General features: G+C 36.2%; 27 protein-coding genes. 12 read left to right on the top strand and 15 right to left on the bottom strand.

From position 1 onward, the window contains the following. Nucleotides 1–12: 12 nt before the first annotated feature. The gene (locus BVC89_RS24950; RefSeq protein ID WP_086933816.1) at nucleotides 13–852 is read right to left on the bottom strand and encodes a lamin tail domain-containing protein; all 840 of its coding nucleotides are present in this window, start codon (nucleotides 850–852) and stop codon (nucleotides 13–15) included. A gap of 15 nt (nucleotides 853–867) precedes the next feature. Next, nucleotides 868–1,500: a glycoside hydrolase family 19 protein gene (locus BVC89_RS24945; protein ID WP_086933815.1), complete on the bottom strand. Its 633-nt coding sequence runs from the start codon at nucleotides 1,498–1,500 to the stop codon at nucleotides 868–870. Between the two features lie 203 nt (nucleotides 1,501–1,703). On the opposite strand from BVC89_RS24945, the gene BVC89_RS24940 reads away from it, so the two are divergent. From BVC89_RS24940 to BVC89_RS24930, 3 genes are read left to right on the top strand one after another with little or no spacing between them, the layout of a single operon-like run. Next, nucleotides 1,704–2,144 (top strand): hypothetical protein, encoded by a 441-nt coding sequence (locus BVC89_RS24940; RefSeq protein WP_086933814.1) that lies wholly within the window; start codon nucleotides 1,704–1,706, stop codon nucleotides 2,142–2,144. Nucleotides 2,145–2,172: 28 nt separating this feature from the next. Next, nucleotides 2,173–2,481: a hypothetical protein gene (locus tag BVC89_RS24935; RefSeq protein ID WP_086933813.1), complete on the top strand. Its 309-nt coding sequence runs from the start codon at nucleotides 2,173–2,175 to the stop codon at nucleotides 2,479–2,481. 52 nt (nucleotides 2,482–2,533) lie between these two features. Beyond that, a complete protein-coding gene (locus tag BVC89_RS24930) occupies nucleotides 2,534–3,160 on the top strand; it encodes a hypothetical protein (protein WP_086933812.1) in 627 nt (208 codons plus the stop codon). Between the two features lie 28 nt (nucleotides 3,161–3,188). On the opposite strand, the gene BVC89_RS24925 is transcribed toward BVC89_RS24930, so the two are convergent. The 10 genes from BVC89_RS24925 to BVC89_RS24880 all read right to left on the bottom strand — a co-directional run bounded on the left by BVC89_RS24925 (nucleotide 3,189) and on the right by BVC89_RS24880 (nucleotide 8,044). Next, nucleotides 3,189–3,455 carry a hypothetical protein gene (locus BVC89_RS24925; RefSeq protein ID WP_086933811.1) on the bottom strand — a complete coding sequence of 89 codons (267 nt, stop codon included), beginning with the start codon at nucleotides 3,453–3,455 and terminating at the stop codon, nucleotides 3,189–3,191. Between the two features lie 40 nt (nucleotides 3,456–3,495). Beyond that, nucleotides 3,496–3,678, bottom strand: a complete 183-nt coding sequence (locus tag BVC89_RS24920; RefSeq protein WP_086933810.1) for a RebB family R body protein — start codon at nucleotides 3,676–3,678, stop codon at nucleotides 3,496–3,498. Between the two features lie 150 nt (nucleotides 3,679–3,828). After that, nucleotides 3,829–4,092 carry a RebB family R body protein gene (locus BVC89_RS24915; protein WP_086933809.1) on the bottom strand — a complete coding sequence of 88 codons (264 nt, stop codon included), beginning with the start codon at nucleotides 4,090–4,092 and terminating at the stop codon, nucleotides 3,829–3,831. Nucleotides 4,093–4,125: 33 nt separating this feature from the next. Continuing rightward, nucleotides 4,126–4,380, bottom strand: coding sequence for a hypothetical protein (locus BVC89_RS24910; RefSeq protein ID WP_086933808.1), 255 nt, complete (start codon nucleotides 4,378–4,380; stop codon nucleotides 4,126–4,128). Further along, nucleotides 4,380–4,829, bottom strand: coding sequence for a RebB family R body protein (locus BVC89_RS24905; protein WP_216825044.1), 450 nt, complete (start codon nucleotides 4,827–4,829; stop codon nucleotides 4,380–4,382). The genes BVC89_RS24910 and BVC89_RS24905 overlap by 1 nt, the downstream gene beginning before the upstream one ends. A gap of 215 nt (nucleotides 4,830–5,044) precedes the next feature. Then, nucleotides 5,045–5,356, bottom strand: a complete 312-nt coding sequence (locus tag BVC89_RS24900) for a hypothetical protein (RefSeq protein ID WP_086933806.1) — start codon at nucleotides 5,354–5,356, stop codon at nucleotides 5,045–5,047. Nucleotides 5,357–5,468: 112 nt separating this feature from the next. After that, the gene (locus BVC89_RS24895; RefSeq protein WP_086933805.1) at nucleotides 5,469–5,732 is read right to left on the bottom strand and encodes a RebB family R body protein; all 264 of its coding nucleotides are present in this window, start codon (nucleotides 5,730–5,732) and stop codon (nucleotides 5,469–5,471) included. 178 nt (nucleotides 5,733–5,910) lie between these two features. Beyond that, nucleotides 5,911–6,171 (bottom strand): RebB family R body protein, encoded by a 261-nt coding sequence (locus BVC89_RS24890; RefSeq protein ID WP_086933804.1) that lies wholly within the window; start codon nucleotides 6,169–6,171, stop codon nucleotides 5,911–5,913. Between the two features lie 83 nt (nucleotides 6,172–6,254). Then, a complete protein-coding gene (locus tag BVC89_RS24885) occupies nucleotides 6,255–6,473 on the bottom strand; it encodes a RebB family R body protein (RefSeq protein WP_086933803.1) in 219 nt (72 codons plus the stop codon). Nucleotides 6,474–6,571: 98 nt separating this feature from the next. Next, nucleotides 6,572–8,044, bottom strand: coding sequence for an AraC family transcriptional regulator (locus BVC89_RS24880; RefSeq protein ID WP_086933802.1), 1,473 nt, complete (start codon nucleotides 8,042–8,044; stop codon nucleotides 6,572–6,574). A gap of 2,097 nt (nucleotides 8,045–10,141) precedes the next feature. On the opposite strand from BVC89_RS24880, the gene fkpA reads away from it, so the two are divergent. The 5 genes from fkpA to BVC89_RS24855 all read left to right on the top strand — a co-directional run bounded on the left by fkpA (nucleotide 10,142) and on the right by BVC89_RS24855 (nucleotide 15,669). Further along, complete coding sequence (fkpA, locus tag BVC89_RS24875) at nucleotides 10,142–10,972, top strand: FKBP-type peptidyl-prolyl cis-trans isomerase (RefSeq protein WP_086933801.1); 831 nt, start codon at nucleotides 10,142–10,144, stop codon at nucleotides 10,970–10,972. Nucleotides 10,973–11,568: 596 nt separating this feature from the next. Beyond that, nucleotides 11,569–12,930: a sensor domain-containing diguanylate cyclase gene (locus BVC89_RS24870; RefSeq protein WP_086933800.1), complete on the top strand. Its 1,362-nt coding sequence runs from the start codon at nucleotides 11,569–11,571 to the stop codon at nucleotides 12,928–12,930. 88 nt (nucleotides 12,931–13,018) lie between these two features. Then, nucleotides 13,019–13,990 carry a ribonuclease Z gene (locus BVC89_RS24865; RefSeq protein ID WP_086933799.1) on the top strand — a complete coding sequence of 324 codons (972 nt, stop codon included), beginning with the start codon at nucleotides 13,019–13,021 and terminating at the stop codon, nucleotides 13,988–13,990. A gap of 6 nt (nucleotides 13,991–13,996) precedes the next feature. Further along, a complete protein-coding gene (locus BVC89_RS24860; protein WP_086933798.1) occupies nucleotides 13,997–14,800 on the top strand; it encodes a hypothetical protein in 804 nt (267 codons plus the stop codon). Nucleotides 14,801–15,030: 230 nt separating this feature from the next. Continuing rightward, nucleotides 15,031–15,669: a CBM96 family carbohydrate-binding protein gene (locus BVC89_RS24855; RefSeq protein ID WP_086933797.1), complete on the top strand. Its 639-nt coding sequence runs from the start codon at nucleotides 15,031–15,033 to the stop codon at nucleotides 15,667–15,669. Nucleotides 15,670–15,738: 69 nt separating this feature from the next. Here BVC89_RS24855 and BVC89_RS29965 read toward each other — a convergent pair whose 3' ends face one another. Continuing rightward, nucleotides 15,739–16,971 carry an RICIN domain-containing protein gene (locus BVC89_RS29965; RefSeq protein WP_158658110.1) on the bottom strand — a complete coding sequence of 411 codons (1,233 nt, stop codon included), beginning with the start codon at nucleotides 16,969–16,971 and terminating at the stop codon, nucleotides 15,739–15,741. 282 nt (nucleotides 16,972–17,253) lie between these two features. Between BVC89_RS29965 and BVC89_RS24845 the strand changes: the two genes are divergently transcribed. The 4 genes from BVC89_RS24845 (at nucleotide 17,254) to BVC89_RS24830 (ending at nucleotide 21,253) form a co-directional block, all read left to right on the top strand. Continuing rightward, a complete protein-coding gene (locus BVC89_RS24845; protein WP_086933796.1) occupies nucleotides 17,254–17,835 on the top strand; it encodes an LOG family protein in 582 nt (193 codons plus the stop codon). 374 nt (nucleotides 17,836–18,209) lie between these two features. Beyond that, nucleotides 18,210–18,779, top strand: a complete 570-nt coding sequence (locus tag BVC89_RS24840) for a GbsR/MarR family transcriptional regulator (RefSeq protein ID WP_086933795.1) — start codon at nucleotides 18,210–18,212, stop codon at nucleotides 18,777–18,779. A gap of 99 nt (nucleotides 18,780–18,878) precedes the next feature. Further along, nucleotides 18,879–20,252, top strand: a complete 1,374-nt coding sequence (locus BVC89_RS24835) for a cytochrome ubiquinol oxidase subunit I (RefSeq protein ID WP_086933794.1) — start codon at nucleotides 18,879–18,881, stop codon at nucleotides 20,250–20,252. After that, complete coding sequence (locus tag BVC89_RS24830; protein WP_086933793.1) at nucleotides 20,249–21,253, top strand: cytochrome d ubiquinol oxidase subunit II; 1,005 nt, start codon at nucleotides 20,249–20,251, stop codon at nucleotides 21,251–21,253. Before BVC89_RS24835 ends, BVC89_RS24830 begins: the two co-directional genes overlap by 4 nt. Before the next feature lie 199 nt (nucleotides 21,254–21,452). Here BVC89_RS24830 and BVC89_RS24825 read toward each other — a convergent pair whose 3' ends face one another. Beyond that, nucleotides 21,453–21,797, bottom strand: a complete 345-nt coding sequence (locus BVC89_RS24825; protein WP_086933792.1) for a hypothetical protein — start codon at nucleotides 21,795–21,797, stop codon at nucleotides 21,453–21,455. Continuing rightward, nucleotides 21,778–22,335, bottom strand: coding sequence for a hypothetical protein (locus tag BVC89_RS24820; RefSeq protein ID WP_086933791.1), 558 nt, complete (start codon nucleotides 22,333–22,335; stop codon nucleotides 21,778–21,780). The genes BVC89_RS24825 and BVC89_RS24820 overlap by 20 nt, the downstream gene beginning before the upstream one ends. Nucleotides 22,336–22,345: the final 10 nt, after the last annotated feature.

Genomic DNA, 22,345 nt, shown 5'->3' with positions numbered 1-22,345 from the left:
CCTGAATAGCCTCTAATATAAGTATTCGTCTACGGTTTTGCCTTGAGCATCTATAAGTGTCCCTTTGTCACCCTTGTTATTCCATATGGCGGTTGCACTATTAAAAGAAAAACCACCAGTGATGGTATCCACAAAATTCGTATAAATACGTATAACAGCAGATGGTGAAATACTTGTGTTATTAGGAAAAGTGAAAACTTGATTTTTATTTGACTGCAATTGCCATCCCGATATATCTATTTGATGAGTACTGTTATTTTCTATCTCGACATACTCATCACCTTCTGTATATTTCTCTTCGCCGTCATAATTTATATATTTAATTTTGATATGATTTTGTGCTGCCATACCATATGCCCAGGATGAAATAAGATCACCTTGATTATCATAAAGGAAAGCTACGTCTCCTTTATTATTCCATATAGGCCGCTTGCTGTTGAAATTGAAACCCTCGCCGACATATGTGTGAACCTTAATCCTTTGTCCCGGATACATAATGAGGTGGTCGGGGAATGTAAAATCCTGTCCCTGGTCGCCAGCATTAATAGAGAATTGAGAGATATCGACAATGAGGGGGCCACGGTTATATATCTCTATAAATTCTTTACCTTTATCAGATTTATCATCAAAGTTAACATCACTTATGATTAACTGTTTATTAATAAGTAGAGTGCTACATGCAATCCACCAATCTAATAAAGGAACACCAGTTTTTTTAGATTTTATTCTATCTGAATATATTTTCTTTGCGTAGTGATTGATATTGTTTTCTATACTCTGAAATATTTTAAAAATGTCATCCGAGCTATTGAATGATTCCAGTAAATCATAGAACTCTTTTTTGTTTTTCAAGATTTTATCCTCTTTCTATTTTATATGAAAAGTTTTCTTTGCTCTTACCAAATATTCTTTGCGATCATCTAAACCATTATAACCACCATTTATTTTCTTAGTTATCTGCTTAATATCATCTTGCTCCGCTAGTTGGTTGAGCCCTCTCGATTGCCAAAACCAGCAAGCTGCAGCTACAATTACGTCTGCATCGCCAGCTAATAAATCTGGGTTTTTTTCTACGTCAACACCTATTGCTTTACTGCAAGAAGCATAGTTATCTCGCCCTGTTAACTGAATTAAACCCCGCCCTCGATAACGCCATCCGTCTCCAGACGCTGTATCACCATTGCCCATACGATTTGCGTATACTACGTTGGCGATCTTCTCCGGTTTGCGCGCATATTCTTCTGCGGTAGATTCATCTTCGAAGTATTTTCCAAAAACAGCTCTTAGAGCTCCGGTGCTATAATTCAAGTTTTCAACTTTATAATTAAAACTACCGCTTTCATGCGCTATTTGAGCGATAAAATGTGCTAATTGAAGTGGGCTTAATATGCCAAATTCTGATGTTTTCCTATTTAGAGATGGTAGGTAAAACTCGATATTATCTAATGAAGATTTTGGCATTATATTTTTCAAATCATCATTCGTTAGTTTAATGCTCATTTATTCTATCCCCGTCACAGTATGTTATCGAATAATGTCAATTTGACAGTTCCAAAACTAAAAATAAACAACCGTAAATTCGTTTAAATTTACTATTAATTATTTTTTATAAATAATTTGTTCAATTTTTAGTGGATTGTGCGTAGTTTTTATTGAATATAAAACCATAATGTCAAAATCGTAAAATCTTGAATGAGGGATCTATGTTTTTATTTTATAAGTACTTCAAGTGTAGTGTGTATTTAGCTTTAGCTCTCCAATATGGTTGTTTGTTGAATGTTATTTCAGACTATGATGAAGAGTCACTTTTTCAAATGGAGCAAATAGCAGAAAATATTGATCGTATGTACATCCATATGAGTCACGTCGATAGAAGTGAACGAACATTTATAAATTTTAAAGACTACTACATTAATGTGGCTGCAGGCTTAAATAGGCTGAAGTCTAGGCAGGAAAGTAGACCGTTTAATGAATTAACATTAAAACAAGTAGATATAGTAATTAACTCCTGGAATTCAGATATAGAAAGACATAAAAATAAAGTTGAATTAGGTGATTTTTTTATAAAGCGTGGCCGTGACAATTATAAAAGGCTATTTAGAGCAATGATTCGCGGAGAATCATCTAAACCCTCAAAAAATTAAGTTAGAAATTAACAGTAAGGTTATAAATATGAATGTTTCAGATATTATAAAGAAAATGTCAGATGATGCTTTGGATTCTTTGAGTTCTTATGAGGACGCCATAAAAAATGAGTTTTCCACTGCTTTGATTAGTCGCAATCAACTATTTGGTGATTTGATTGTAGCATATAAAAATGGCGATATAAGTAAAGATGATGTTGCATTCGAATTGGAAAGGGAGAGGGATATTATCGAGGCCGAAATTATAACATTGGAAATTATAGGTCGATCTACTGTACAAAAGGCGGTAAATTCAGCGATGTCTCGCTTAACGGATACCGCACTTAAAATAATCTAAATAAATATTATTAATAAATAAATTACTATTAAAAACAAGATGAAAAATAACTATGAACTCACAATTATTACTTTCAATAATTCAAAAGAACTATAACTTCTCTAAAGCTTATGATGTTTTTAAAAATGATTATCTTAGTAAGTCCTGGAAACAATGGTTTACAACTGAAATGGCGCTACTTTTTTCTTGTGAAAAATTAAGTGATAAAATTAGTGTCGAAGACTATTATTGTGCATCTGGAGTTGATAATGATGAAAATAGCAGTGCCCGTTTTTTGCACTACCATGCTAAAACTGGTGTAACTAAAGTAATGGAAAAAAGGCGTGCGTCTAGAAGTGACTTCAGTTTTGAGTGTGATGGAAAGACTCAACATTTTGAGGTTAGATGTAGTGACTCAATTTCATTAAAGAGTAATAGACAGCTTGCAATATTTGAAAATGATATGATAAGAGTTGAACATCTAAAGAAAGAAAATCCATCTTTGTCTATTAATACTATATTTGTATTTAATGGAAATTTTGAAAACAAAGATATTAATCTACTGAAACCTCTAGATAATAATAAGAGGTGCTCGTATGTTCTTGACACAAGTTTGAATGGCAGCACCAGTATCGCACGTCTAAGTCAAATCAAGAGAAATGGGGGAGAGCGTTTATGTGTGGTTGCATATGATGTGTAAATTTTTCTTTCTAGAATTATTATGTTTGTTAAGAAAATCCTTCTAATATTTTTGCCGCCTTTTCACCTACGGTGGCAAAATTTTCAACAGCACTCGCCAAAGCTTTTTCTGCCTCATCTATCACTTTAATGTATTTTTCATCTCCTGTAGCGAGTAGTTGAGCTAAAGCGACACCAATTGCTGTACTGGTAACTGTGCTAATATTTCGTAAATTATCAGCCGCATCTTGCACAGCGATTGCCGTTGTTTGTGCAACTGCTTGTTGAGCTTTGAGTTTTGCTGAGTTATCTGACATGGTTTATTTAGGAAAAACTATGATTGTTATGAGATACATATTAGCCACCACCTTGCGCCAGTATTAAAGCACAAGATGAAGATATTGAAGCATTAGTTACTGTTTGCATCCCTTGTTGTATGGTTACAGCATTTTCCATCATTAACCCGATAGTATCGGCTAAAGTAGCCTCGCTTAATTCGTTTATTATATTACTTATTTTTTCTGTCTCTTCTTGTGCCATGATACACCCGAATATTTGACGATAGGAAGGGATGAAGAATATTCTATATTTGAGGTTTTAAAAGACTATTACTAAATTATTTAATATTTTAGCTTCACGATTCTAGTGCTTCATAAAAGGCCTACCTATAAGTAGGCCTAGAACTAAGTTCTATCCTTTTTCAACAACAGCTTCCGCTGCCCTTCCTAATACAGCACTTCCTATAGCGCCTAAAGAATTGACTCCTTGAACAGTAGCTGCCTGCATGGTAATTCCCGCATGTTGCTGAGACGTGGTGGAGTTTAACCCAGCATTTGATAATGCTTGGCTCGTGGCGGTAAATAGGCTGCCCATCGCCATCGCGGGTGCATCACCTAGTGTTTTTGTATTCACTTGAGTAACTGAATCTGTAATCTGCTCATTAACTGTTGCCATTATTTTTCCTCATAATTTATTTTTCTTTCTTTGCTATTTCATGTCGCCTACCTTTATTCTATCCTTAATATCTTTTACTGCCGAATCAAGTTCATCTGTGACTTTTTGTATCATACTTGCCACTTTTTCATTGATCTCATCTGCGTCATTAAAAGCTTGATAGGCTTCGATATCCTTTTCATTCTTACTTACCAATTCATCAACTAAATTCATTTGGTTTTTATTCAAATCAGAAATAGACTTGATATGATCATCTATATCATTCATTATCTTTTGTAGGTCTGTCATTATTCTTCATTCTTTGGTGCCGTGGACTGTTGTTTACTTTCTAGATGATCATCATCCGATTCATCCGGTGCTGGAGTTTCATCTTTTGGTTTTCGCTTCATAAAATTTTTAACGTTTAACCAAGACTTCGGTTTCTTCGATAATGCATTCTTATCATCCTTTCCATCTTCCGAATCAATTTCCTTACTTGATTCATTATCATTAAGCGCCTTTGATTTTGGCTTTGGTTTTTTAGGAGTAGGCGATTGCAATAAACGAGCACAAGCATTTGTTATAGAAGCCGAAGCTGTCATTTGAGAGTTTTGTTGATTTGTCACTGCGTTGTGCATAGCCAGGCCTAGAGTTTCGGCGAAAGTTGTCTCCACCAAACCTGTAGCTTGACTTGAAAAAGGATTTATTTCTTCAGGTGTGCTCTCGGATTCTGTGCCTTTACTTTCAGTTTCATTCATGTTGTTTCCTATCATGTTTGTTTTGGGTTATTCTTAACAAAAACTAAAAGGTACTATTTATAAAGCAAAGAATATTCGATGAATATAGTAAATAATCGGGTAAAATGATGATAAGTTTATCTCTGTTTACGTTATATGCTTGTTTTAATACCAATATGCTATAGAGCATAGAAAGATCATTTTAATGTTTAAAAGTAAATGAAATTGGTAAATTTTTATTTTTCAGTTTTTTCTGAGTCATTTTTTTCATGTAATACAACAGCAATTTTCTCGCCTACAGCGCTAAAGTTTTCTGTGCCTCTAGTTACGACTTGCTGTGCCTCTTCAATAATTGAGCTAAATTTTTCGTCACCTGTTTCTATATATTGTGATAATGCTACGCCTATGGCTGTGGTGCTTAATGTATTAAGGTTTCTTAAATTATCTGTAGCATCTGCTAACGCTAAGGCTGTAGATTGTGCGATTGATTGTTGCGCATTTGCAACTGCTGTATAGCTTGGCTCTGGGGGTTGATTGATATTTGACATTGCTTTTCTGCCGTTAGTTATAAAAGAGTGAACAGTCTAATAGTAGGAGGGAACTATTAAAACCTTCATTACGTTTTCTCACGTAATGAAGGTTAAAATCTAATGCAACTTACTAACCGTCTTTCTCAATAATTCCTTCTGCACTACGCCCGATAACGGAGCTACCAATAGACATTAGTGAATTAACACCTTGTACTGTGGCAGCCTGCATTGTTATTTGTGCTTGTTGTTGTGCTGCAGTAGCGTTATGTGCAGCGTTACCTAAAGCTTGGCTTGTTGACATAAGTAAATTACCCATTGCCATCGCTGGTGTTTCACCGACAACTTTAGTATTTACTTGTGTAACCGAATCTGTAACTTGTTCATTTACTGGCATAATTAAAATCCTAATTTAAATAGTTTAACATGATGTAATAAAACATCGTTTTAATTGGCTGTACTAGCCCTTTCGATCATATTATTAGTTAACAAACTAATAAGTATAAGCGAATCAATGCTCTAAAAGACTACCGAAATAAAGTAATTTTGTAGAGCTAATTCCTCTCATTATAAAATTAACCTTTTTCAACAACTTCCTCAGACACACGACCTAGCACTGATGTGCCAGTCGCTACTAGAGAGTTAATACCTTGTATAGTTGCGGCTTGCATTGTAATGCTTCCATGGTTTAGCCCACTGGCAACATTTAAAGCTGACGTGCTTAGTGCTTGCCCTGATGATAAAATTATATTGCCCATTGTCATAGCCGGCGTTTCGCCAACAACTTTTGAGTTTACTTGTGTGACTGAATCTGTAACTTGTTCATTTACTGGCATACTATTACCTCTGTTATATATTAATGAAATCTATTTGACTTCGTTTTACGTGTCCCTTTTAAATTTGGCGAAGAACGAAATCACTATTGTGAATATGCAGAACCTATAGAGTGGAGAAGGCTTGCACTTATAGCTGTATTCGTATTTATTATTATGTTTTGCTGCTGTTGCGAAAAAGTAGCATTTTGTGCTGCATTTCCCAGTGACTGAGCTACCACTTGAACTAACATTAAACTTGAAATTTTTGGATCATATTCCTTAATTAAAGTATTACATATCTCTTGTGGTGTTGAGTTACTCATATCTTTTCCTATTTTTTATTTGTGTAAATAATAAGTCCATTTGATTAGGCTTAATTGGACTAATATATGAATAAATCAGTTAAATTAGTGAACTTCTTTCAATAGAAACATTTTCTATGGAAACTATCTTTATAGCTTCTTGGTGTCATTTTTGTATAGCGTTTGAATATTTTCTCGAAATGACTGAGATCCCCGAAACCCACTTCAAGACATATGTCGGTAACCCGTTTGTAAGGGTAGTTTTCGAATAGTCTTTTGGCTTGTTCTATTCGAAGTTCTGCAAGAACTTTTTTGAAGCTCTTATTTAAGTGATATTTAAATAGAAAGGATAAGTGTGATGAACTAACATGCGCTTTCATGGAGAGCTTCTCTAGGGTAATGCTTTCAGAGTAATTTTCGGCTAGGTATTGCAGAGACCTTCTCAATGCAATGTGTAACCCTGATAGTTCACGATAATCTTTATTTATTAAGCAACCTAGTAAATCTATTTTTGTTGGTATAGGATATAGATTTTCGTTGTTTTTAATATTTGAGCATATGGTAGGTAGTACCAGTTTTAGTTCGTGAAGTTCTATAGGATTACTATTTGATAGGGCTAGCAGCTTAGCCATTACTCGTTCGAGTTGCATATAATTTTCAGGCCAATCAAAATTATACAAAGCTTGCTTTGTTTCTTCAGTTAATGTTTGGTTATCGTAGCATCTATATTTTAGAATCAGTTGATTCAGCATATATGGGATGTCTTCTTTTCGCTCTCTTAGTGGAGGGATATGTATTTTGAGAAAATTCAGTGCGGTATATAATTGACGATAAAATTTCCCTTCGTGTACCAACTGTTCTAGTGGTCGAGTTGATGATGCTATAATTTTTACGTCGCCATGTAATAGCTGTATTAAATGACATTGTAACTCTAGGGATAATTCATTGATCTCGTGTAGATAAAGGCTACCACCTATACTTTCTTTCCATGCTTGCTTTATTCTCTCGTCTATATTGCTACTGGTTGAGCAATCTATCTCTCTATATTTCTTTTTAATCAGGTGGCTATTATCGTGTATTGCTCTTGCAATTGCTGACATTTCATTTCCGTGGTCACCTTCGATAATGACAGGGGAGATGCTATCGGATGATTTTTCTATAAAACTTTCCAAGGCCAATGATTGTTCGCTAAACCCAACAAGAACAGGATATTCACTACCTGCTTGGTCAGCACATTCATTAGTTTTGAAACGTTTAAATAATAGTGCCATGCTTTTTGTTATCTCGGACAAGTTATAGATCTGCTCTTGAGATTCTTGATCTTTATCTAAAAGTAAGTCCCCAATCTTTTTTCTTTGGTAAAGAATTGGATAGCTAGTACATTGTTCAGCAGGAACTTTTCCAAAGTTAAATGAGAGTTCTAGTGGTTTTTTTGGCGCATCAATTTGGTTTGTTTTGTAGAAGTATATGGCGCCATTCTTGAGGTTAGCTCTATCTAATATTTTGGTGAGGCAAAACTGTAGCTGATAGTGATTTTTGGTACTCTGGATATTATTAGCTTTGTAGTTATTAGTATCTGAGAAAATTTTCATTTCTGATTCCTTAAAAAATAATAGCTTACCTAAGCGATGCTAATTTCATTTTTGGCGAGCTTTCTAATTTATTTGGCACCTATTTTCTTAAGATGCGTTAGAGGTATAGTCGCCACTGGCCCCACTTAGCCTACGTGGTTTTTGAATGTTTAAATTAGGCGGGACGAAAAGTTTTTTATAGGGTTAATTCATTGCCTATACGGTTTTTTTTATGTTCTTACAAAATTAAAGAGAGTTATGCGTCATCACATATGCTTAGTTATTGAAATGGAAATATAACTAGTTTGATAAGTTCAATAATTGTGAAATTTTAATTTGCATGTTATTGAATAATTTTTTACAAATTAAATTTTCAACTGGAAAGGTTGGTCACGTTTAAATGGAAGTGACGTAATTTTTTTTTGAGATGAGTTGAGGCTCGATTTCTGTAGTTGTAGAAAACCTAAATAATCCATTTATAAATTAACTTCCTTATGAAAAATAAAAATATAAGATTTATTTTTCCTAGCCAATCAATAGCTTACTGCAATCGATTGTAGTGCTACATTTGTATGTTAAGATAGCTCCAGTGCTCAGTGGGTGCTTTCTACATGCTTTTAAAAAACTATATTGAATAAAAACTTACATAAAAATTCCAATGTGTATTTTTTTATTTTCTTAAAAACTATCTAAGTTTAAGTGATAAATAATTATGTGATTTCTATGCCATTTGTACTTTTTTGCTTCAATGATGAAGCAAATTGTGCCAGCTTAGATTCACTTGTTGAGTTTCACAATGAAAATACCTGATCCTGATTAAAACTTAAATTACAAGTCATTACATAATACCTACAGTGTAATGTAAAGGAGTTAGTAACTCATATTACTAATCAGTAAAGGGGTTAAATAATTAACGTGTTTATTAATATTATGTTGATTTTTGACTAGCTATAATGCTTGGCTTGGGCACTTGTCCTTATAGAAGAACGCCAAAGCAAAAATTGACTCGTGGATGAGCGAAGACTGGCAATTTCTTGGCTTTCTCAATAGCAACCTCCCTGTATCTCTTCAGCTACTTGTTGCTTAGCTTTTCGTTGCAAAAAACTATTTCCCTTAGATATAGCTTTATAAAAGAATGGACTCAGGACGAGATCTTGAATCAGTCCTCAAATCTTAATGACTTACATTAAAGTGGATAACGAGTCACAGAGAACGCAATCTAGCATGCAAACATTAGTTTGAAAAACAAACAAATTTCTTAAACACTCGTCCCCACACAGTCTTTGAGATACTTGGTGTTTTATTGGAAAATATATGAGCAATATTGGTGCGCACATTTTCGTTTGTATGTTTAGAAGACAGTTTACAGGGTAAATATCGTTATTTAAGTAATATAAATATGGCCTCTATATTTCGCGATTTTTTTGAGTGATAGTTTTATCGTGATATTCACTTATATTTTCTGGTTAAAAATCAATCTATTTGTTTTTTTAATCATCTTTACCTTGTTGTTTGAATAATGTGAGGGGAAGGTGGTGTATCTGTAAGCGGTCTACTGAACGCTAGATCCGTTTAGAATTGTGCGAAATTGATGTTGAAAAAAGCGACAATGCCGTTGAAATGTGCAAATATTAAGAAGAAAATGTGCTCTTTGTATTTCTACGAAGTATTATACAAGCCAACAATGGCACATTGTTAGCCTGTGTAGCATACCCCCGGTAATAGAGGGAATGCATGATAAGCGTGAACTGATTATCGGCGCCAGTCATGTGTGAAATGTTACGGTAACGCGCTAAACAGTACGGATAGCCTTAATTAGGCTGATGACTTCTAATATCAGCCTAATACAAAGACAAGTAAGTCGGTTGTGAGCCTGGTAAAAAATGCAGGATAACAATGTGATTTATAAGGGTGTTGTAACACCTAAACGTGCTGTTAGAAGAAAATGTAGGTGCAGGGACATCAGTTGTCTGTCTTGGAATGATGGAGGTGTCACATAAGTTATATATGCCTTACATTTGCGGTCGAGGCCGACAGTGGCGGTAAGTATTATACACCATTGAAATTTATAACTTTTCGTGACTGCTACATGATAGTGGTTTAACAATTAATAATCCTATGTATAAGGAAACTATTTTGAAACATCAATCGACTCTCAAGCTTGTGACCCTCATAGCGACAGGTGCATTACTTGCTGCTTGTAATCAACCTGCAGAGCAAGCAAAGAAAGAAGAGCCCATCAACCTCGAAGACTCTGATACTAAAGTTGCCTATGCTATTGGCGTTTCTGCTGGCAAAAACATGTCTAGCAATATTGCAAACCTTGATGGTACAGGTATTGTTATCGATAAGAAGACACTTGCTAGAGCCTATGTTGACGGTTTGGAAGACTCTTCTAAGTTAGATGATGAAAGCTTACAAACGGTAATGAATGAGTTCCGTGAGCGTGTTAATACTGCGATGCAGGAAAAGCGAAAGATTGAACAAGAAGAGCAGGCTAAAATTGCTGAAGAAAATAAAACCAAAGGTGCTGCTTTCCTAGATGAAAACAAAGCGAAAGAAGGCATTGTTGCACTTGAATCTGGTTTGCAATATAAAGTCGTTACTGAAGGTAAGGGTAAGTCACCAGCGGCTACTGATCGTGTTAAAGTACATTACAAAGGGACTTTAATTGACGGTACTCAGTTTGACTCTTCCTACGACCGTGGCGAGCCTGCTACGTTTGGTGTTGGCCAAGTGATCAAAGGCTGGACTGAAGCGCTTCAGCTAATGAAAGAAGGTGCAAAATGGCAACTCTTTATTCCTGCTGAACTTGCCTACGGTGCTGTTTCTCGCCCACAAATTCCTGGTAACTCAGTACTTTTATTCGATGTTGAGTTACTGGAAGTTGTAGCTGAACCAGAAAAAGCTGAACCTAAAAAAGCGGCCTCTAAAAAGTCTCCTCATTAATAAATGATCGACTCTATTGGTTTATGATAAGAGCCTGCCGACGCAGGCTCTTTCGCTTTTAAGAACTATTTCCTTTCTAGTCTACTAATACATCTATCCTAAAACCTTTAAAATCCTTAAAACCAATAAGCTTTTTCTTTATATTCTAGCGTTGAAAGCTCGAGCTTCCCGTATTGTAGTACTTCTTACTATCTATATTGATATATTTAGACTACACAAAATATGTCATGAACCCTAATAGTGTTAGATTTAAATAGTCATTAGTTCTTATGCTTTTATTATAAAATATAATTTTTTATAACAATTTTAATATATTAACTATCTCTGCTTGTTCAATTAACATTTAAACCAGTTTTTTAAGTTTAAATTTAATGATATTTCTTGTTTTTTTTTTATTTAGCTGTTTAGTATAGCTGTATTGAATAATAAATGACTAGAAGCTGTTTCATAACTCGCGAACGCAGGCGAGACAAGGCAAAAATAACCGAAAAAGCGGAGTTTACACGAAGTAAATGAGCATTTTGAGAGTATTTTTAACGCCGTATCGGTAAGTGCAGCAGTTATGAAATGGCTTCTAAGTGTTGTTAGGAGTAAACATGATATCCTCACATCATAAAAAAGCATTAGAAGTATTAGCTTTTACTTCTTCTGAAGAGGATTTCTATAATAAAGCAGTTAAAGCTTTGTCATTGCTTACTCGACATAAATGGGCTGTGCTGTTTATTTATTCTCGAGATACGAATACATTAAAGGCAAAAGCTTATAGAAAAGACAATAAATGCGAGGCACCATTCAATTTATCATTGGCTGATACTCCCTGGGTCAGTATGTATCTCGATATAAATGAAAAAACAAATACATATTGCTTTTCTCACAATACTGAATTCTTCGTTGGTACGCCGTTAGAGAATGCTTGCACCTATCAGTCGCAGTTATTCTTTGATAGCCAAGGCCGTCCTTTAGGGCATATTGCAACATTACATAATGAAAAAATTAAGCAACATGATGAAGATAAACACTTCTTTCATAGGCTCTCACAAAGAATAAGTCTTGAATATCAGCATTTTAAAACTCATGAAGCAATACTAAGTTTGAAAATGGTCGAAAGCACAAGCCATATGATGGCTTTTGTAGATAAAAACTATACATATCGTATGGTTTCCAAAGGTTATGAAAACTTTTTTAAAACAGCTAGAGAAAAAATTATTGGCAGTAAAGTTGGGGAATTATTAGGACAAGAGAACTTTAATAACACCGTCAGAAAAGAAATAGACTTTTGTTTGTCCGGCAATGAGGTAAATGCAAAGTACTGGTTAGCTTTCGAGAATAGTAAACGAATTTTTTTTGATGTTAATCTAACCCCCTGTCTTGATGGTATGGGGAATGTTTTAGGAGCTGTTGTATCTGCCCATGATATAACAGAGACGAAACTATATGAGGATAGAATGATCGAGTTTGCTCATATAGACTCGCTGACAGATTTACCTAACAGACGGTACTTATTTGAAAGGGTGCGGGAGCAGATTGCAAAGTTTAAACGGCATGGAGGAACTGCCGTTATATTTTTTATCGATCTTGACGAATTCAAAGAAGTTAATGACTCCTATGGACATGCTGCTGGTGATGAAGTCTTGAAGGAAGCTGCACGTAGACTTAAGGCTTCAGTGAGGCAAGAAGATATTGTGGCAAGAATCGGTGGTGATGAATTCATCATCTTAATTACAGATGATAATGATTTAACCCATAATATCTTGGAAAGTAAGTTGCTTGCAGAAAAGATGCTCAGTGTTATATCCCAACCTATAGATGTTTCTAATCATCTGGTCAAGATTAGTGGTAGTATAGGTATCCATCTCATAAACGAAAAAGATTGCTCAGTTGATGATATTATTCGCAAAGCAGATGTTGCGATGTACAAAGCTAAACAGTATGGTCGAAATCGAGTATACGTAGGCTGAAAATTGCATTGTTATGCTCGATATCTGGAACAAATACAGCGCCTTTGTCTTTGGATGACCATCAACTGATTCTACTAAGGAATATACTTTGCTTGAGTTTACGTTTTTAGGTACTTCATCTGGAATTCCTACTCTTCAAAGAAACGTCTCTGCTTTAGCCATTAAACGTAAGGGCACAAAGTCATGGTGCCTCGTGGATTGTGGCGAAGGCACTCAGCAGCAACTATTACGCACTTCTTACTCTCTTACTCATCTTGACACTATTTTTATTTCCCATGTTCATGGTGATCACTGCTATGGCCTGCCTGGACTGGTAGCGACGACAGCTATGACAGGTCGAACCGAACCTTTACGAATTGTTGCGCCTTATGGCGTTAAAGAGTTTCTCTTAAATGCTATGAAATATACAGATATGCATATTTCATATGATGTAGAGTTTATTAGTAGTGAAGAAAGTAAAAATATTCTTGTTGATAGTAATTTCGAAGTAACCCCATGTACTCTGTCCCATCGAGTTCCAAGTTATGGTTATCAATTTAAGGAAATCGTCAATGAGGCTAAGTTGGACGTAAATAAACTGATAGAAGATAAGATTCCACAGGGGCCTTTATGGGGACGAATTGTAAAAGAAGATATTATAAAACTTGAAAATGGTAGTGAGTTAAAATCTAGTGATTATATTCTAAAGCCTAGGAAGCCTTTGGGGGTTATTGTTGGCGGCGATAATGACACTCCTGAATTATTAAATGAATCTGCAAGCAATATCGAAGTGTTGATACACGAGGCGACTTATTGCCAGGATGTCCACCTTAAGGTTGGGCCGAAGTCTCAACACAGTGATGCTGCTAGGGTAGCAAAGTTTGCTAATAGTGCCAAAATAAAAAACCTTATTTTGACACACTTTAGTGCGCGCTATCATAAGTCTACAAACACAACCGTGAACGCAATAGATAATTTAGAAAAAGACGCAAAAAAACACTATCATGGCCCATTATTTTTAGCAAAGGACTTTGATCATTTTAGCCTTGATAACAATGGTAAGCTTTTCCTAATTGAGTAAATAAAAATGAAGGCTCTTTATAACAAGAAAGCTAGTATTATTATTTTTTGTTTCTTACTACTTTTAATTTTCATCCTATCTGTCGATAAGCTTAATCGTCGACTAATAGGTTCTAATACTTCCGGTATGCCTGCTGAAACATGTTTGAATAAAGATTACTATATATGCTTAGATTTTGAGGAGAGTATACCTGAAAATTTTTCTCATCAGTTTGATGTGGGTAAAAATATAAAAATTGTTAAAAATGAAGAAGCTTATCAGAGTAAAGGGGCGCTTTATTTTTCTTCAAAGGGAACCCAGGCGTATCATCAGTCTTATATCACTAAGGAGAATATACCCGGTAGCCACTGGGGACGTATCTTTTATAAGATCGAAACACCTACGCCGATAGCTGATAATCATACAGTATTGCATGGGACTCTAGTTGCTCTTAGGGGCGCAAACTATGAAGTTCGAGTAGTGGATACTGTGCAAAATAATATATCAAAGCAGCATCAATATCTTTACAACGTTCAAATTGATAATGACGCTGAAGGTGGTGTAGCTTCTGACTATAATTGGCATTTCTCTAATGAATGGGTTTGTGTTGAATGGTATATAGATCACAAGTCGCAAAGTTACGAGTTTTTTAGAAATGGCTCTCGTATTGACCAAATATCTCATAAAGTAAAATTTCCTTCAGAAAATTCTATTCCAAGTATATTTACTTGGATTAAGTTTGGTTTACAGACTTATCAAAGTAATGAAGGAATGTCTGGATGGATGGACAATATAGCTGTCGATTCAAAGCGTATTGGTTGCGGTGTTTAAATTTGTTATCAATATTTAAAGCATTTCTCTCGCCAAAAAATACCTTTCTAGCCTCATGGCTCTATAGTCTTTAACCAAATTGTGATCAAGTTCTACTTTAAGCTGGGGCCTTTGCTTTAGTGTTTAGGTGGATAAAAGTGATTTTGTGGATCATCTTATGAGTTAGATGTTTTCCCCTTGTCGCTTTTAGGGCAATTGTTTGGTTTAAAAGTGAAGGTAAAACTAAGAAAATGAAAAGTTTTATTTCTAATAAACGTTTATTTAATACTCTTCTTGTAATTGTTACATATGGATATAGCAATATATCTTTTGGCGGAATTAATGAGAGAAACGTTAATCAGTCTTCCATAGTTTTAGCTGCGAATATTTTACCTAAAGCTTATCGTGATAAAACATACCCCAGCGTCGAAAGAAATGAAAAAGTATTGCGTTTTCAACCTACAGAGGACGCTTATTTAGAGCGTGATTTTGGGCGAAATACAGATAACTTACAGGTTAAAGATGGTCAGGATGTTGCTTATTTGAAATTCGATGTCAAAAATATTGACGGTGTTGTTTCGGGAGTAAAACTAAAAGTACATATTACTAATGCCGGTAAAGGTATGATAAAAGCATACCGGGGCGTGGGTAATAATTGGAGTGAAGGTGATTTGACGGCCTCTAGCGCACCAATTAAAGGAGGGCTAATTGGTAGCAGGAATGGTAAGTGGAAGTCTGGAAAATCTTATCTTCTGGATATCGGATCGTTGCTAAGTGATAACGGTGAAATATCATTATTACTGGAAATGGATGAGGGGGGAGATGGAATTGCCTTTGCATCTTTGGAAAGTGACTTTCCTCCTGAGTTGATTGTTACATTTAAGCGTTAGAGGCTAGGGAGTGTAGAGAGCATTTATTGTTAGCTCTCTACACTATTATAAGTTGCTTTTTATGTTAGTTTACTTAAATCGGAAGAGTTGATTGTTTCCTGCTAAACATTGCCATTGATGTATTACGCCACCGTTTTTCTGAGAAAATTCAGCAATATCTAAGCATTTATTAGTTCTTTTATTGCGAATTTCAAACCAACCATTACCTTTGTTTTCTAGTCGCCAAGCTTGATTGTCATTATCTAAAGAACACGCATATTGTTGTATTTTATTACCATTGGCTCTACTGCCAGAAGAATTGTCGATACATTTATTGCTTACTTGTGCACGTATATTGTAGAAACCTGAGCCTATGCCTTCGAACTTAAATCTTTGGTTAATATTATTAGTATCACAAGCCCATTGCTGGTAAGTACTGGTGTTATCTTTACGTCCTCCTTTTACGTCGAGGCAACGACTGCTGTGTTGGACTTGTAAGTTAGTCCAACCTGTTGGTGGTATCGTTGTGTTATTATTGCTACTGCCACTATCCATTGGTGGATTACCGTTATATCCTTCTTGGCCTTCACGAGTTAACGATAGAACTAGGTAGCCATTTTTTACATTAGCATTCTGAGGAATAAAATCTGCTTGGTTTTCGGCAAAAGTATGGTTGGCTTTACCCCAACGATTAGAATTAAAACTATCAAAATTATCCCGCCATTTTAGGGTGAACCCATTGCCATTCCAGCTGTGGTATTCCACCCAATTAACAAACATGTGTACTGGTAATATATTGGGATTCCATGGGCCAACCCACTGAGGAATATTAGGGTTCCAGATATTGAAGCGGAATGATGCTGCATTACTTAATTGGCGCGCTTGCCCTCCATTTGTTCGACGTTTCTCAACGCCATTAACTAACCATCTTACGTATGTTGGCGTCCATTCCATAGTAAAAGTATTATATCCATCTGCGAAGTTTTCTCCATTGTGTACTCCTTCTGATGTATCTCTGCTGCCTAAGCCCGTAATAATATTGCTTTGCCAAGACATTGAATTATTTTTACCGAAGACTTCAACATCTATTTCTTCCCAAAATACATCTGCTTTTTCTGAGCCATTTTTATAGGTAAAAAAATTCGATATAATACCGCTGCCTTTAGCTGCACGCATGCGAACTACATATTTACCATATTTATTTTGCTGTTTCGTTAGTATTTCAGCTGCTTTGTAGGGTTTGGCATCTGAAAATATAGTTAGCGAGCACGAAAAAATAAAAACAAGTATGCCATACAATGAATTTCTTACAGGTATTCTCATAGTGATGTCACTCAACTTTTACTTAAAGCCGATCAGCTTTATTGTATTAATTAATAAATCAACCTAAATCGTTGACCGAAAGTTGGGCGTTTTAAATATTATAGTTTCTTTAATGCTAGTTTCAGCCATTCAACTAGTGATAATTTTTATTGAGCGATGACTGTTGTACAATGTATGACGTCAGATGAGATTCTTGTCTCTTGTTTACCAAGAGTAATAGATTCTAGCTGTTCGTCTCTTTGGAGTAAAGTTCAATAACAACTGAATGGATGGTTTAAAAACATGAAAAAAATATGCGTATATTGCGGTTCTAGTTCTGGCGGCAAACCGGAGTATTTAGACGCTGCAAATATATTAGCCGAGGAGTTTATTAAGCGTGGTATTGGTTTAGTGTATGGTGGTGCTAGCGTTGGTTTAATGGGAAAAATTGCTGATAAGGTCCTCGCTTTTGGAGGAGAAGTTATTGGTGTCATCCCCCATGCTTTAGCTGAAAAGGAATTATCGCATCCAGGTTTGACAGAATTGAAAGTTGTTAATTCGATGCATGAGCGTAAGACTATCATGGCGGACATTGCCGATGGCTTTATCGCTTTACCTGGGGGCTTAGGTACTTTAGAAGAGATATTTGAAGTTCTTACATGGGCCCAACTGGGATTCCACTCTAAGCCTTGCGCGTTATTCAATGCCGCAGGCTATTATGACAAACTTGCAGCATTTCTTGATCATGCTGTACGAGAAGAATTTGTGAAAGATATACATCGCAATAGTTTGCTTGTGGATAATGATGCACAGAGCTTGTTGGATCGTATGTTTGAGTATCAAGCGCCATCGGATCATAAGTGGATTGGGCGGGATGAGACATAGAGGCTAACTCCTTTTTCTACGAAACTATAGAATCTTGCGCCGATTTATTTGCAGCGCTTACTAATAAAAATCGGCCAATTACGGCGCTGTGCACTGTTTCAGTCATCCGCTTTTGCATTCGTGTTTGTTTACACACTCTTTCTCGTGTTTCCTTTCTTAGAAGTCTTAGCTGTCGTGTTTTTCATACCTCTTCTGAGTGTGTCACATGCCGGCTATGGTTTAGCAATTGTTTCTGTTCTATTGAATCTGTCTATTGGCTCGATTTGTGTGACAAATTGACGCATTAGTTGACTTAGATCTAATTTTTGTTCTAAACTTTCAAAAAATATTGAAAATTCAAAAAATATTGTGACTACCTTACAGAAGGGGTTTTTATGCAAATGACGCCAAAAGTGCAATCTTTTGTTATGCATTTCGGAGAGATGGGCTCCCGTTGGGGGATTAATCGTACTGTTGGTCAATTATTCGCCTTGCTCGTTATCCACGAAGAACCTCTTAACGCAGAGGAGCTAGGGGCTGCGCTGAGCATATCGAGAGGCAATGTCAGTATGGGGCTAAAAGAATTACAGTCCTGGCGTCTGGTAAAGCCCTACCATGTTCCAGGTGATCGCAAAGAATATTATTCTGCCGTCGGTGATGTTTGGGATATGGGAATTAAGGTCTTAGAAGAGAGGCGTAAACGAGAGATTGACCCAACACTTTCTGTTTTGAGAGATTTGTTATTAGAGGCTCCTACGAATACTGCCGATACCTTCGCTCACAAAAAAATGGAAGAAATTCATGATTTGTTGGAGCTGGTATCCAATTGGAGTGCTGACTTGCAAGATATGAGTCACGATAACTTAAAGACTTTGATGAAGCTAGGCGCAGGTGTCGGCAAGGTATTAGATATAAAAGATCGTTTGTTAAACAAAAAAGCTCAGAATGGTACAGAGCTGGAATAGATTTTTGAAGAAGAAAAGCTTCTTCGTACAACTCATCTTAAAACAATAATAAATATATGAGGAGATTAAAAGTTTATTAAAAAATAAGAGGTTATCGTCATGGAATTTGATACGCTGCTTCTATCGCGAATTCAGTTTGCGGTAAATATCAGTTTTCATATATTGTTTCCTACTATTACTATCGCGCTAGCATGGTTTCTGTTTTATTTTAAATTAAGGTTCAATTTATCATCTGCACCTGTTTGGATGCGAGCCTACCGCTTTTGGGTAAAAGTATTTGCTTTAACTTTTGCTCTAGGTGTTGTTAGCGGTATTACCATGTCTTTTCAATTCGGTACTAACTGGCCTGGGTTTATGGAGAAGGTTGGGAATATCGCAGGGCCGCTACTTGGTTATGAGGTCTTAACTGCATTTTTCTTGGAGGCTACTTTTTTAGGTGTAATGTTATTTGGTTTCCAGCGTGTACCTAATTGGCTACATACTTTAGCTACTTTTTTAGTGGCTATTGGTACTAGCTTATCTGCGTTTTGGATTATTGCATTAAACTCTTGGATGCAGACACCGCAAGGCTTTGAGATGCGAGGCGGAGTAGCCTACCCGTTAGACTGGTGGGAAATTATTTTCAACCCCTCTATGCCTTATCGCTTAACTCACGTATTACTTGCTTCAGGTTTAACAGCTTCTTTTCTCGTTGCAGGGATATCTGCCTATCGTATTTTAAAGGGCGATAGCAAAAAAGCGCCTCGTCTAGCGTTAAAAGCTGGAATATTTGTTGCTGCTATACTTGCACCGCTACAAGCTTTGGTTGGTGACTTGCACGGACTTAATACCTTCGAACATCAGCCTCAAAAAATTGCTGCTATGGAAGGTGTCTGGGAAACAGAAAAAAGAGCACCGCTACTATTATTCGCTTTGCCTAATGAGCAAGAGCGCCGCAATGACTTTGCTTTGGGTATTCCTGGTATGGCGAGTTTTATTTTAACCCACGATATCGATGGTGAAATTCGCGGTCTTAATGAATTTGAAAATGCTCACCCTCCCGTTGCGCCTGTTTTTTGGGGATTTCGTATTATGGTAGGTACCGGACTGTTAATGATTGCTCTGGCGTGGTTTGGTGCCTTTCAATTGATACGTAAAGAAAATATTACGCCCATAGTGTTGCGAGCTTTCGTCCTATTTTCATTCTCAGGGTGGGTTGCAACTCTAGCTGGATGGTATGTAACAGAAATAGGGAGGCAGCCGTTCTTAGTTAGTGGTGTGCTGCGTACAGCTGACGCAGTTACGACAATCGCCCCTAGCCATGTGGGGCTTTCTCTAACATTTTATGTGCTAGTCTATAGCGGTCTGATTGTTGCGTATTTACACACACTATTTTTAATGGCTCGCCGCTCGGTCAATGTTGAAGAATATGAAACTGAATTAAGTACCAGTTTTTCCTCTAATATCAACGCAGAATATGAGGTGGTAAAATGAGTGAAGCACAGTGGTTACCTATAGTATTTATGTGTTTGGTGGGACTTGCGACTTTGGCCTATGCTATTTTAGATGGCTATGATTTAGGTGTTGGTATTCTATTGCCTATAGATGACTCAACCCAAAGTAAGCGCGATACTATGATCGCTTCGATTGGCCCATTTTGGGATGCGAATGAAACTTGGCTTGTGCTTGCCATTGGATTACTGCTTATCGCTTTCCCTGAAGCTCATAGTATTATTCTAAAAGAACTCTATATACCAGCGACTTTTATGCTGATTAGCTTAATTTTGCGTGGCGTAGCCTTTGATTTTCGCGCAAAAGCTCTAACAATGCATCGCAAGCATTGGGATATATGTTTTAAGTTTTCTTCACTTGTAACAGCTCTTTCTCAAGGGTATATGTTAGGGCGATATGTTTTAGGGTTTTCTGATGCTTGGGCAGCAATAGTATTTGCAATTGTCAGTGCATTTTGTGTTGCCGCAGCTTATGCATTTATTGGCGGTGCTTGGTTGGTAATGAAAACCCAGGGCAGCTTACAAATAAAATCCGCATATTGGGCGCGCCGAAGCGCATGGTTGGCAGCATCAGGAATACTGCTTGTATCAATCATTAATCCTTTTGTTAGTGAACATATTTATATGAAGTGGTTTTCTTTTCCACAAATTTTTATTTTGTTCCCCATACCACTCGTTTGCTTAAGTCTATTTATTCTGAGCGATCGCTATCTTCGCAGTGTACCTCATGCTGAGGACTTTGGCTGTTGGATTCCATTTGTTTGTGCAGCGATTATTTTTTTCTTATGCTTTCAGGCCCTTGGTTATAGCTTTTATCCTTATGTAATTCCTGGGCAACTTACCGTCGCTGAAGCAAGCAGTGCACCAGAATCATTGATGTTTATTTTTTATGGCGCGGCTGTAGTTGTTCCCTGTATTCTCGGTTATACAATATTCTCATATCGGGTTTTTTGGGGTAAAGCGAGAAGCTTAAGTTACTATTAGTTTATATTTAATAGTTTTCACACTTGCAAAACTTAATTTATGGATATCGGGTTTGTAAGTGTGAAATAATCATAATATCTTAACTCTTTAAAATACAATGGTATTACTGAAGTCTCTTTTTAATACACTAAATATGAATCTATCATAATCTGAGTTTAGCCCGAAATAAGAGTATTTCTTAATAAAGTTTCACTTTGCATTAAATCCTTTTTGAACTTTGGTTGCTTTCTGTTTCGCTTTCAAAATCAGAGTAGTCGCTGATGTCATCAGGGTCTATTGGATCATAGGATGGGATAATGTCATCTAATTTAATGTTCTCAAGCTTTTCTCTATTTATTTCGTTGTTTTGTGTTAATTCCCTTTTTAATTCTTGCCATATATCTGAAAATGCAGATTCGGCTTCAGAGCCAGGTATGAGATGAGCACAGCCGAAGTCAGTAACACGGTATTCATGCTCATCGTTTTCCTTTGTTTTTACTAAAATATTGTCACCTTTAATATCATTGTGAACTAGTCCTTTATCCTCAAGTATTATTAAATACATTATCTTTAAGATCCTGCATTACTTTCATATAGCCTTCAGTGGTAATGTCTGCATTAAAACTCCTTAAATCGCTATCCATTTTCGGGCTTGTAATAATTGCCAGCGGCCCTTTTGTTTGGCTATCAAAAGGTTCGGTATAATTCCCTCCGAAGTCGCTACCTCGACTTATAGCAAAGTCTACAGCGAGATTTACTCTATTAGATAACTCTGGATCATTGAGTTGTTTGATGTAGCGTGATACTAGCATTTCTGTCAATGCAGAGTTGAATCCTTGGCTAGAGTGAAATATTTTAACAGCCATTGGTTTGCCGACATAATCAGTATGCGTTGATTGACTAGTATGGATTTCTGCTTGTGTACCTACTCCTATATTTTCACCACCATTCTCTATTTTATGATTAAAAACTAGATTTAGCCTATCATAAGTCTGCGAACGAGGTATGCTGGCCTTAAATTTTTTATTATCATGATCGCTTGTTGATGCTTCTGCAGACCTTTTTTTTCCACTTATTAAAGAACTACTTGCTCCTTCACTCATGATGGGATAT

The organism is Agarilytica rhodophyticola (genome assembly GCF_002157225.2).
In the GTDB taxonomy this organism is placed as follows: Bacteria; Pseudomonadota; Gammaproteobacteria; order Pseudomonadales; family Cellvibrionaceae; genus Agarilytica; species Agarilytica rhodophyticola.
This window is presented reverse-complemented; position numbering and strand designations above follow the sequence as displayed.